Annotated in this window: 8 protein-coding genes; 4 read left to right on the top strand and 4 right to left on the bottom strand. The window is 38.2% G+C overall.

The features are described from left to right. Window positions 1-165: 165 nt before the first annotated feature. Window positions 166-1,836, top strand: a complete 1,671-nt coding sequence (asnB, locus tag PXG98_RS08915) for an asparagine synthase B (RefSeq protein WP_276390399.1) — start codon at window positions 166-168, stop codon at window positions 1,834-1,836. Between the two features lie 156 nt (window positions 1,837-1,992). Here asnB and PXG98_RS08910 read toward each other — a convergent pair whose 3' ends face one another. Beyond that, complete coding sequence (locus tag PXG98_RS08910) at window positions 1,993-3,450, bottom strand: SLC13 family permease (protein WP_276390397.1); 1,458 nt, start codon at window positions 3,448-3,450, stop codon at window positions 1,993-1,995. 226 nt (window positions 3,451-3,676) lie between these two features. On the opposite strand from PXG98_RS08910, the gene gyrB reads away from it, so the two are divergent. Further along, a complete protein-coding gene (gene gyrB / locus PXG98_RS08905) occupies window positions 3,677-5,617 on the top strand; it encodes a DNA topoisomerase (ATP-hydrolyzing) subunit B (protein ID WP_276390395.1) in 1,941 nt (646 codons plus the stop codon). Between the two features lie 103 nt (window positions 5,618-5,720). On the opposite strand, the gene PXG98_RS08900 is transcribed toward gyrB, so the two are convergent. Further along, complete coding sequence (locus PXG98_RS08900) at window positions 5,721-6,092, bottom strand: hypothetical protein (RefSeq protein WP_276390394.1); 372 nt, start codon at window positions 6,090-6,092, stop codon at window positions 5,721-5,723. 234 nt (window positions 6,093-6,326) lie between these two features. Between PXG98_RS08900 and PXG98_RS08895 the strand changes: the two genes are divergently transcribed. Both PXG98_RS08895 and secDF read left to right on the top strand, forming a co-directional pair. Next, the gene (locus PXG98_RS08895; protein WP_276390392.1) at window positions 6,327-7,247 is read left to right on the top strand and encodes a malate dehydrogenase; all 921 of its coding nucleotides are present in this window, start codon (window positions 6,327-6,329) and stop codon (window positions 7,245-7,247) included. Between the two features lie 322 nt (window positions 7,248-7,569). Beyond that, window positions 7,570-10,524, top strand: a complete 2,955-nt coding sequence (secDF, locus tag PXG98_RS08890; RefSeq protein ID WP_276390391.1) for a protein translocase subunit SecDF — start codon at window positions 7,570-7,572, stop codon at window positions 10,522-10,524. A 133-nt stretch (window positions 10,525-10,657) separates the two neighbouring features. On the opposite strand, the gene PXG98_RS08885 is transcribed toward secDF, so the two are convergent. Then, the gene (locus PXG98_RS08885; RefSeq protein ID WP_276390390.1) at window positions 10,658-10,849 is read right to left on the bottom strand and encodes a cold-shock protein; all 192 of its coding nucleotides are present in this window, start codon (window positions 10,847-10,849) and stop codon (window positions 10,658-10,660) included. A 147-nt stretch (window positions 10,850-10,996) separates the two neighbouring features. Next, window positions 10,997-12,265 (bottom strand): spinster family MFS transporter, encoded by a 1,269-nt coding sequence (locus PXG98_RS08880; RefSeq protein ID WP_276390389.1) that lies wholly within the window; start codon window positions 12,263-12,265, stop codon window positions 10,997-10,999. Window positions 12,266-12,299 lie beyond the last annotated feature (34 nt).

Genomic DNA, 12,299 nt, shown 5'->3' with positions numbered 1-12,299 from the left:
GACTTACAGAATGATGGGTTTTTTGCGATATTAAGGTCTTTAAAATTACATTTTTGTATTAAATCATTATATTTAAGTTATAATTAATAACTATAATTACATAATTTATTTTAATAATGTATAAATATCATCATCTTTGCTTTTGATAATTATAATTGTAAAAAAATGTGTGGAATTGTTTGTGCCTTTGATGTAAAGGAAAGTACCGATAGTCTAAGGCCTAAGCTTTTGGAAATGTCTAAAAAGGTTAGACATCGCGGGCCTGATTGGAGTGGAATTTTTGCAGACGAAAAGGCAGTGCTGGCTCATGAGCGTTTGGCAATTGTGGATCCAGCTTCGGGAAGACAGCCTTTGTTTAGTGAGGATAAAAAATTAGTGCTAGCTGCCAATGGAGAGATTTATAATCACAGAGAATTAAGAAAACAATTTGAGGGTCGCTATAATTTTGCAACAGCCTCGGATTGCGAAGTAATTCTTGCCTTGTATAAAGAAAAAGGAGTTGATTTTATTGATGAAATGAATGGGATATTCAGCTTTGCCATATACGACACCGAAACCGGATCTTATTTTATAGCAAGAGATCATATGGGGATTATTCCTCTATATATGGGTTGGGATAAAAATGGCACTTTTTATGTTGCATCGGAATTAAAGGCTTTAGAAGGGACGTGTACTAAAATAGAATTATTCCCTCCAGGTCATTATTTGCATAGTGATGATGGAGAACTAAGACGGTGGTATAACCGAGATTGGATGGATTATGAGGAGGTTAAGGAGAATGAGACTAGCATAAACCAAATAAAAGAAGCTTTAGAAGCCGCAGTGCACCGACAATTGATGTCAGATGTTCCCTATGGTGTCTTATTGTCTGGAGGTTTAGATTCTTCTGTAACTTCGGCAATAGCAAAAAAGTACGCGCAGAAGCGCGTAGAATCTGGAGATACAGTAGATGCATGGTGGCCACAATTACACTCTTTTTCTGTTGGTTTGGAAGGATCGCCAGACCTTGCTGCTGCGCAAAAAGTGGCAGACCATATCGGTACTGTACACCACGAGATTAAGTTTACAATTCAGGAGGGATTAGACGCTATAAAGGATGTAATTTACAATTTGGAAACCTATGATATCACTACTATCCGAGCTTCTACGCCGATGTATTTGATGGCAAGAGTGATAAAATCAATGGGGATAAAAATGGTTCTCTCCGGGGAAGGAGCAGATGAGCTTTTTGGTGGATATTTGTATTTCCATAAGGCTCCAAGCCCTAAAGAATTTCATGAAGAAACTGTTAGAAAGTTGAGTAAACTTCATATGTACGACTGTTTGCGTGCTAATAAGTCTTTAGCGGCCTGGGGTATCGAAGGAAGAGTGCCTTTTTTAGACAAGGAGTTTATCGACGTAGCCATGAGTATTAATCCTAAAGATAAGATGATTAATGGTGAGCGAATGGAGAAATGGGTGGTTAGAAAGGCGTTCGAGTCTATGCTTCCAGAAAGTGTAGCCTGGAGGCAAAAAGAACAGTTCTCTGATGGAGTGGGTTATAGTTGGATAGATACTTTAAAGGAGGTAGTAGATACAGAGGTAAGTGATGAGCAGCTGGAAAACGCAAAATTTCGTTACCCAATTCAAACACCGACAACCAAGGAAGAGTTTTATTATCGAACAATTTTTGAAAGTCATTTCCCAAGTGATGCCGCCGCCTTATCTGTACCTCAGGAGCCATCTGTAGCCTGTAGTACTAAGATAGCATTAGAATGGGATGCAGCATTTAAGAATATGAACGACCCATCTGGGCGGGCAGTAGCGCAAGTTCACGAAGATGCCTATGAAAAATAAACAGACTAATTTGAATTACCTAGCATTCTGTTTACCTCACTTCCTTTTTGGATAGTAAGGGTTCTTTTTTTATTAGTTCTTTAGAAGCACCATATTTGGTGCTTCTCTAGTTTATACCTCTTTTGAACAAGCTAAAGAGGAATATTCTCCCTAGTCTTAGTAGACAGTATATAGGACCATAAAAATCAGAACTACCGTAGCGGTGATTAGAATTGGACCTACGATTCCAAATACTAAACCGCCGAGACGAAAGTCTTTTTGTTCCAGTTTCCCCGTGCTATATGCAATGGCATTTGGCGGGGTTGAAATTGGTAAAAACAGAGCTACCGAAGCGCAGAGTCCAATTACCAGTGGAATAACCACTGGATTATTAAAAGTAAGGATAATACTTATTGGAATTAGGATAGTTGCTGTGGCGGTATTACTCATTATATTAGACATGATAACGGTAAGGAAAGCAAAGAACAATGCAAGGGCATAGAAATTTAATTCAATCTCCTGTAACTTATCTACGTAATAGCTGGCTAGGCCAGTTTCCTTGATCGCCAACCCTAGAGCCAAGCCACCCATAACCAACATAAGCGTATCCCAGGGGAGTTTTCTAACATCATCGCCATTTATGATTCCAGAGATGGTTAGTAAAATTATAGGCAATAGGGATACTACCGACGCCGGAATTCCATGCAATTTTTCCGTAAGCCAAAGAAGTAGTGTAAGGGCTAATACAGCCAAGACTACACGTTTTTTAACCCTCTCAAACCGATAATTAGGACTGTCTTTATCTACGGTTTCATCATCCAGCTCAATTACAAAGGATTTTTTTTTGGCAATATATGTTTTCGTTAACAATAACCAAAATAACAAAGTTAGAATAATGGCCAGGGGAAACCCTACCATCATCCATTCCAGAAAACCAATGTCAATGCCATTATTATTTAGGGCTTCAACAGCAATTGCATTAGGTGGTGAGCCAATAAGAGTCCCCATTCCGCCAATGGATGCCGAGCCGGCAATGCCAATTAAAATGGCTTTAGAAAAAGGGGAATTTTTATCTAAAGTATCAATAAAAGGTAGTACGGAAGCTATCATCATGGCAGAAGTAGCAGTATTAGACATGATCATAGAGAAAATTGCAGTGGTTAGCATAATTCCCAACAGTACCTGCTTTGGGGTAGACCCAAATCTAGAGATAGAAAAGCGGAAAACCTGTCGGTCTAACTTGGTCTTACTCATAGCTTCGGCAATAAAAAACCCTCCAAGCATTAGCCATATAACACTGCTCGACCAGGAGTTGATATATCCAACATAGTACGATTGCGCATTTCCTGGATCTATTTGGGAATAATAACTATTCATGGAAAAGATCAGAAATCCAAAAACTAAAAGTCCAACGGCAAATGGCGGAATCGCTTCGGACATCCAAAGACCAATAGCTAAAAACAGAAGAAAAAGAACATAAATCTGTGCCTGGTTCATCTCCGGCTCATATAACCAATAGGTAAGACCAAATGATAGTATTATACTAAGTAAGAAATATATGATTTTACTTTGAATGTCTACAACTTTCTGAATCTGAGACATTAGTTTTAAGGATACCCCTCTAGAATCGGCCATATAAAATCATTTTAATTAGTCACAAAAGTAAGGAGTTATGCCAAAAAATATGCTAACATATATCATGAGATTTTGGAATTCTTTTGGCTGTGGTGAATGTCTTATAAATTGTTGTTAAATTGTTGATAACTTCGATAGTTCCTACTAATGCAAACACTATATTCTATAGGGTATTGCGTATATTTGTAAGATTGCGATTTAATAAACAAAACACTTAATTATTTGTATGAGCGAAGAAGCTAAAAAGAATGAATATTCAGCGGATAGTATTCAGGCGTTAGAGGGCATAGAGCATGTAAGAATGAGACCATCTATGTATATAGGCGACATCGGTGTCAGAGGATTACATCATTTGGTTTACGAGGTTGTGGATAATTCCATAGATGAGGCAATGGGAGGTCATTGTAATGCTATTGATGTTTTCATTAATGAAGATAATTCCATAACTATAAAGGATAATGGTAGAGGTATCCCGGTGGATTTGCATAAGAAAGAAGGTATCTCTGCCTTAGAAGTAGTAATGACGAAGATTGGGGCAGGCGGTAAATTCGATAAAGATTCGTACAAAGTCTCTGGTGGTTTACACGGAGTAGGTGTTTCTGTGGTAAATGCACTTTCCAATCACCTCAAGGCTTCTGTGCATCGTGATGGTAAAATATGGGAACAGGAATACGAAAGAGGTAAGTCGCTTTATCCGGTTAAAAGTGTCGGAGAATCATCAGAAACTGGTACCATTGTCACCTTTCATCCGGATGATAGTATTTTTACACAGACTATTGAATTTAGCTATGAAACCTTGTCGAACAGAATGCGAGAGCTTTCTTATCTAAACAAAGGCGTTACCATAAGTATTACGGATAAGAGGAATAAAGATGAGGAAGGTAATTTTGTGTCGGAAGTATTTTATTCGGATCAGGGGTTAAAGGAATTTGTTCGCTTTTTGGACAGTAATAGAGAGCCCTTAATACAGGAAGTGATTGCCATGGAAGGGGAAAAGAACGGTATTCCTGTAGAAGTTGCTATGATTTACAATAGTAGCTATACCGAAAACTTACACTCCTATGTTAATAATATTAATACACATGAAGGAGGAACTCATTTGTCTGGTTTCAGAAGGGGACTTACGACTACTCTGAAAAAATATGCGGATAGTTCTGGAATGTTAGATAAGGTGAAGTTTGAAGTTGCTGGTGATGACTTTAGAGAAGGTCTAACTGCCATTATTTCTGTAAAAGTTGGAGAGCCGCAGTTTGAAGGGCAGACCAAAACAAAACTGGGAAATAGAGAAGTTTCTTCAGCGGTAAGTCAGGCAGTCTCCGAAATGCTAACCAATTACTTGGAAGAACATCCAGATGATGCCAAGGTAATTGTACAAAAAGTTATTCTTGCAGCACAAGCCAGGCATGCCGCTACCAAGGCAAGAGAAATGGTACAACGGAAAACGGTAATGAGTATTGGTGGTTTACCAGGAAAACTATCCGATTGTTCTGAACAAGATCCGGCCTTATGCGAAGTGTTTTTGGTTGAGGGAGATTCTGCGGGAGGTACTGCGAAGCAAGGACGTGACAGGAATTTTCAGGCAATTTTACCCTTACGGGGAAAAATTTTGAATGTGGAAAAGGCGATGCAGCACAAAGTTTTTGAAAACGAGGAAATTAAAAATATCTATACCGCATTAGGAGTAACTATTGGAACAGAAGAAGATAGTAAGGCACTTAATCTAGAAAAACTAAGGTACCATAAAGTGGTAATCATGTGTGATGCGGATGTGGATGGTAGCCATATTGAAACTTTAATACTTACTTTTTTCTTCCGATACATGCGAGAGCTAATAGAGGGCGGGCATGTTTATATTGCTACCCCACCATTATATCTTGTCAAGAAAGGCGCAAAAAAACGCTATGCCTGGGACGATCAAGAACGCGATAATATTATGGATAGTTTTGGGGGAAGTGCCGGTATTCAAAGGTATAAAGGTCTTGGGGAGATGAATGCAGAGCAGTTGTGGGATACAACTATGAATCCGGATTTTAGAACGCTAAGGCAAGTTACTATAGACAATGCAACGGAATCTGATCGAATTTTTTCTATGCTTATGGGAGATGAAGTTCCACCGAGAAGGGAGTTTATCGAGAAGAATGCAGTATATGCAAATATTGATGTCTAGCCCATAAGGTCCTTATCTGAACAGGATTATAAACAGCAGAATAAAAAAAGGCAGCTTTATTTTACAAAGCTGCCTTTTTAACTATATGAAAAAAAGCGGGGAATTATTCTTTAATTGCCAGGATAGTTCCTTCTTCATCCGTTAACCGCATCCCATCCGTAGTATCTTCTAAAACAGCCCTCTGGCTTGTCATATTTGTACCGGGATAGCTTATAGTGTAGATACCGTCATCCTGAGCCCACCCAAAATCAGTTTTAAAGGTAATTTTAGAGCCATTATAGCGATTATATCTGCCTAAGTAGGCATCATTAAAAATCCACTCCTGTTTAATCGTTTCCTTGCTGGTTTCACTATTGCTTTTTACGTCAACAGTATACCATATACCAATAACTGGATCGTTGTTCTCAGGTATTCTAGAACAGTTACTTGCCATAACTATAGCTACAATAGCTAAGAGAGAGAGAACTTTTTTCACTAGGCGTTTAATTTAAGATTTGGGGTCTTCTTTAGTTGCTAACGTTTTTTATGGCATGGGTATTGTTTTTTTTCGATGTAATGCAGCCTTAGGTTTTATTTAGTTGTTAAACGGACTTTTTTTTACATTCATTAAGCCTAAAAATTAAGTGAAAATTATCTAGCAATTCGGTTCTTGAATATGTTAAAATTCACTAATTTTGGGGGTCTTAAAATCACATAAATACAATAAATTATGAAAGTTACAGTAGTTGGTGCCGGAGCAGTAGGTGCAAGTTGTGCGGAATATATTGCACTGAAAGATTTTGCCTCAGAAGTAGTACTATTAGATATAAAAGAAGGATATGCTGAGGGAAAAGCGATGGATCTTATGCAAACGGCTTCCCTCAATGGTTTTGATACCAAAATAAATGGAACCACAGGAGCATATGAGAAAACAGCCGGAAGTGATATTGCAGTGATAACTTCCGGAATTCCAAGAAAACCCGGGATGACAAGGGAGGAATTAATCGGCATAAATGCAGGAATAGTTAAAACTGTTGCATCTAGTTTACTAGAACATTCACCAAATGTAATTATCATTGTAGTGAGTAATCCTATGGATACTATGACCTATTTAGTTCATAAGTCCACAGATCTTCCTAAAAACAGGATTATTGGAATGGGTGGGGCTTTGGATAGTGCTCGTTTTAAGTATCGTTTGGCTGAAGCTATGGACGCTCCTATTTCGGATATTGATGGAATGGTCATTGGAGGTCATAGCGATACCGGGATGGTGCCATTGGCCAGTCATGCCACGCGCAACAGTTTAAAGATTTCTGATTTCCTTAGTGAAGATCGTTTGCAGCAAGTGGTAGAAGATACTAAAGTTGGCGGCGCCACTTTGACCAAACTTTTAGGAACAAGCGCCTGGTACGCTCCTGGAGCTGCAGTCTCTTCTTTGGTGCAGGCTATCGCATGTGATCAAAAGAAAATGTTTCCCTGTTCTGCTATGTTGTCTGGAGAATATGGATTAGATGATATTTGTATAGGCGTCCCTGTTATTTTAGGAAGAAATGGGATAGAAGAAATTGTGGAAATAGAACTTTCAGAGGCAGAGCAAAACAAGATGAAAGAAAGTGCTTCTGGGGTAAGCAAGACCAATGCACTTTTATAGGCATTGGCTTTAAAGTGAAAGGAATAAAAGCACCCTATATTGGGTGCTTTTATTTTTTAAACCATTCTGATTACATCGAATTTCTTTCGCTTTGGATATCTTACTGTTCTTACTGAACTTTCTAGACCCTCTTTAGAAAATCCCATATTCTGATTGGTGAGATAAGTTGTTTCCTATTAAAGATAGGGTGCTAATAAAAATCCAAACCGAGCTATTCAAGGCACTCAATCCTATACAAATAAGCTAAATAAATTGTCAGTTCTTAAGGGAAATGATATATTTGCACGCTGTTTACAAATTCCATTTTAAAATCAATTAAAGCATGCAGAATAAAGGACTAATAAAGCTATTTGCCTTCTTGTTCGGATTGGTAAGTATCTATCAACTTTCCTATACATTCATTACTGCGAAAGTAGAAAAGGATGCAGAAGCGTTTGCCACCGCCGCTATCTCTCCTTCGGAAGAGGATTATGTTGCAAAAAGGGAAGTGGTTGAAGCTTCATACTTAGATTCCATAGGAGCGAATCCAATTTTAGGGTATACCAGTTACGACGATGCCAAAAAGAAAGAATTAAACAAAGGACTGGATCTTAAAGGCGGGATAAACGTAACCCTACAAATATCTGTTAAGGACATTCTAAAAGGTTTGGCGGATAACACAAAAAATCCTGTGTTTAATAAGGCTTTAGCCGATGCAGATGAGGCTTCTAAAAATAGTGACGATACTTATATTGAGTTGTTTTTTGAAGCGTTTGATAATATAAAAGGAGACGTAAAACTTGCCTCCCCAGATATCTTTGCAAATAAGAGTTTAAGTGATGAGATTAATTTTCAAATGTCAGATGATGAGGTAAAACCAATCATCAGAAGAAAAATTGATGAATCTGTTATATCTGCATTTGAGGTACTAAGGGAAAGAATAGATGGCTTTGGAGTAACCCAGCCAAATATTCAGAGAGAGGGAAATTCTGGAAGAATTTTAGTTGAACTACCTGGAGCAAGGGATATAGCTAGAGCCCAAGACTTACTTTCGAGTACCGCTCAACTAGAATTTTGGGAAACATACGAGCCAGGGAATCAGAGTCTAATAAACTTTTTTATACAGGCCAACGATCGCCTAAAAACCCTTGTAGAAAGCACAGAAGATTTAAATACTAATAAGGAAGAATCAGAAATAGATTCTTTGCTTTCTGATGTTACCCAAGACTCTTTGGACTTGGCTACAGAAAATAACCCTCTTTTTGAAAAATTACAGTTAAGCGCTCCGGGATATGCCGTAGGAGTTGCTGCCATAAAAGATACCGCTGCAGTTGGAGCATATCTGAGAATGCCTGAGATAAGAAGACTGTTACCCGCAGATGTTCAATTCACGAAATTTTTATGGGAAAGACCAACGAAAGATTCTGAAGTAGCTTCACTATATGCCTTAAAATCTAATAGAGATAATGCACCAAGGATCAGTGGAGATGTGGTTAGCGATGCCCGGGACCAATTTGACCAATTTAATCGCCCTGCAGTTGGGATGGACATGAATGTGAAAGGGGCCAAGCTCTGGGAGAAATTAACCAGCGAAGCTAATCTTAATAATACTGGTATTGCCATTGTTTTGGATAACAAGGTTTATACTGCTCCAGGGGTTTCCCAAGTAGGTGGTATATCTGGAGGTAGCTCTGAGATTACTGGTACTTTCACCGTAAATGAGACTAAGGATATAGCTAATGTTCTGCGGGCTGGTAAATTGCCCGCCTCTGCTGAAATAATAGATTCCTTTGTTGTTGGTCCGTCTTTAGGACAGGAAGCCATAGATAGCGGCTTTACCTCCTTTTTAATTGCCATGGTTTTTGTTTTGATTTGGATGGTTTTCTATTATGGCAAAGCTGGAATTTTTGCAGATATTGCACTTGTCTTTAATATCGTTTTAATCTTCGGTGTCTTATCTAGCCTCGGAGCTGTTTTAACACTTCCTGGGATTGCTGGTATTGTTTTAACCATAGGGATGTCTGTAGATGCGAACGTACTTATCTTTGAAAGAATCAAGGAAGAGTTGGCCAAAGGGAAAGGAAAAGGACAGGCCATTTCTGATGGTTTTGCAAATGCACTTTCTTCTATTTTAGATGCGAACGTTACTACCGGACTAACCGCAATAATCTTGCTCGTTTTTGGAAGTGGCCCTATTAAAGGATTTGCAACCACCTTGATAATTGGTATTCTAACCTCTCTCTTTACCGCAATTTTCGTTACCCGTTTATTGGTAGACTGGTACATTTCTGGTAAAGGTAGAAGCTTGGATTTTTCTACTTCAATAACCAAGAATTTGTTTAAGAATTTGAATATTGACTTCCTTGGGAAGCGTAAAATTGCTTATGTACTTTCTTCTATCCTAGTAGTAGTAGGGATCTTTTCCTTGGTTACCCAAGGCTTAGATCAGGGTGTTGATTTTGTTGGGGGTAGAAACTATCAAATAAGGTTTGTAAACCCGGTTAATCCAAGTGAGATTACATCAGAATTATCTGCTCCTTTAGGTAGTGCTAGTGCTAAAGTGTTTGGCGACGCTAATCAGATAATGGTAACTACGAAATACAAGGTAGATGTGCAAGGAACCGAGGTGGATGAGGAAATTCTGGACATCCTATACACAACGCTGCAAAAGTACCTTCCCGATGGTACAACCTATGAAGAGTTTATTCCAGGCGGAAGTAATGGAGATGTTGGCGTTTTAAAATACAGAAAAGTGGGCCCTACGATTGCGGATGATATAAAGAAAAATGCTTTATGGGCCATAATTGGTTCTCTGGCGGTGGTCTTTCTTTATATTCTTTTGCGCTTCCGAAAATGGCAGTACTCTTTGGGTGCAGTAGCTGCTGTCTTCCATGATGTACTTATTGTATTGGGGATATTTTCTTTAACTTCTAAGATTATGCCCTTTAGTATGGAGGTAGACCAAGCGTTTATTGCGGCAATACTTACAGTAATTGGTTATTCATTAAACGATACAGTGGTAGTATTTGACCGTATCCGAGAAATTGTAGAGGAACATGGCTGGAAGGGCGGAGCTAATATTAACCTGGCCTTGAATAGTACCTTAAGTAGAACGCTTAATACTTCCTTAACTACCTTAGTAGTGTTATTGGCCATCTTTATTTTTGGCGGGGAATCTCTTAGAGGATTTATGTTTGCGATGATAATTGGGGTTATAGTGGGTACCTATTCTTCCTTGTTTATTGCAACGCCTGTGATGTTCGATACTTTGAAAAAGAAAATATCTCCTAAAAAATAGAAAGTCCTAGTGTTAAAATAAAAGCGGCCAATTGAAAAATCAATTGGCCGCTTTTTTATTCATGTCTTTTGTAAAAAAAAAGGTCTGTCGATTTCGACAGACCTTTGCTCTTGAATAGTTATAATTTTATAAATTAAATAACTTCTACATTTACAGCGTTCAATCCTTTTGGACTTTCTTCAAGATCATAGCTTACTTTGTCTCCTTCAGCGATATCTTGGGTTAACCCACTTACGTGTACAAACACATCTTTATCACCATCTTCTGGGGTAATAAATCCAAAACCTTTGGTATTGTTAAAAAACTTTACGGTACCGTTACTCATGATATATATTTAAATTAGCCGCAAAGGTAAACTAATTTGCTCAAAATAAAGGGAATATAAAAAAAATCTTTTTTTTAAAATAATATTGTGATCTGTTTTCCAAAAGTTTAGGTCATGTAATTTGCCTTTTATAAAGACTATTAAAACCTATTGCAGAGCTCCAGACGATTTGAGGTCTGCGCGGTAATGCTTAGCCGCCATACCAAAAAATACAGAGGCCAGAGATCCACTTACTAAGACAATACAAAACGCCCACCGCAAACTAAGATCTCCAAATTCTGGTTGTAGGCTATCACTGAGGAAGCCAATAGTTAATGGTCCAAAGCCTAATCCAATAAAGTTTAAAATAAAGAAAAGTATGGATGAGGCAATGGCCCGCATTTTTGCATTTACCAAACTATGTGTTATTCCAATTACGGGAGCCAAATAAAAACTGGCGAAGAAAACGGTTAAGAAAAGCCCAGCTATTACCCATATGATTTGATCACTAAAAATAAGAAGTAAGACAAAAATTAGCGACAGGAATCCACTGATCATTGGACCCCATAAATACCAGCGAAGATCCTTAAGGCCAAGACGATCGCTTAAATAACCACCAAGAAATACTCCCAGACCTCCACCAACTCCTAATACTAATCCCAGTACATAGCCGGCTACTGCCAGATCCATTCCGTGAATTCTTTGAAGAAATGAAGGTAGAAAATTAGTTATGCCGTACTGCCCAAAAGCAATAAAACCGGTGCCCAGAGCAGCATAAACAAAGGATTTATAACCAAATAATATTTTGTATACTTGTTTAAGTGTTGGTAATTCAATATGCGATTTCAAGGAATCTAATTGCCCTTTTGTAGGCTCTTTTACCGTAAAATACAGTACAATAGCTAATAACAATCCAGGAATTCCAATGGTATAAAAGGTTATCCGCCAACCATAATGTTTGGCTATAAACCCTCCAATTACAAATCCAATTAAAATTCCAATATATATTCCTAGCGAGTATATAGCAAAGGCGGTAGCCCTTTTTTTAGGTGGAAAATAGTCCGATATAATAGAGTGGGATGGAGGGCTACCTCCCGCTTCTCCAATACCAACTCCAATTCTAGCCAATAGTAGCTGGGTAAAACTACTCACAGCTCCTGAAATAGCGGTCATAAAAGACCATAAACTAATACTGATTACAATAATATTTTTTCTGTTTCCTTTGTCCGCAATTCGGGCTATGGGTAAGCCAAGGATAACGTAGAGCGCGGCAAAGGCTAGGCCCGTCAGTAAGCCTAGTTGCGTATCGGACAGGCCCAGTTCACTCTTAATAGGTTCTGAGAGAATTACTAGTATTTGTCTGTCAATAAAACTGAAGGTATATACCAAGGTCAAGATAAAAAGGACGTACCATTTATTATCTTTATAGCTTTTCATTAATGGAAGTTGGTTTGGCTGGTAAATCTCTTAA

This window comes from Eudoraea chungangensis, from assembly GCF_029360665.1.
Lineage (GTDB): Bacteria > Bacteroidota > Bacteroidia > Flavobacteriales > Flavobacteriaceae > Eudoraea > Eudoraea chungangensis.
This window is presented reverse-complemented; position numbering and strand designations above follow the sequence as displayed.

What these genes read in the sequence shown, in the direction of transcription:
- asnB (WP_276390399.1), top strand. Translation starts at nt 166, where the DNA reads ATGTGTGGAATTGTTTGTGCCTTTGATGTAAAGGAAAGTACCGATAGT.
- PXG98_RS08910 (WP_276390397.1), bottom strand. Translation starts at nt 3,450, where the DNA reads ATGGCCGATTCTAGAGGGGTATCCTTAAAACTAATGTCTCAGATTCAG.
- gyrB (WP_276390395.1), top strand. Translation starts at nt 3,677, where the DNA reads ATGAGCGAAGAAGCTAAAAAGAATGAATATTCAGCGGATAGTATTCAG.
- PXG98_RS08895 (WP_276390392.1), top strand. Translation starts at nt 6,327, where the DNA reads ATGAAAGTTACAGTAGTTGGTGCCGGAGCAGTAGGTGCAAGTTGTGCG.
- secDF (WP_276390391.1), top strand. Translation starts at nt 7,570, where the DNA reads ATGCAGAATAAAGGACTAATAAAGCTATTTGCCTTCTTGTTCGGATTG.
- PXG98_RS08885 (WP_276390390.1), bottom strand. Translation starts at nt 10,849, where the DNA reads ATGAGTAACGGTACCGTAAAGTTTTTTAACAATACCAAAGGTTTTGGA.
- PXG98_RS08880 (WP_276390389.1), bottom strand. Translation starts at nt 12,265, where the DNA reads ATGAAAAGCTATAAAGATAATAAATGGTACGTCCTTTTTATCTTGACC.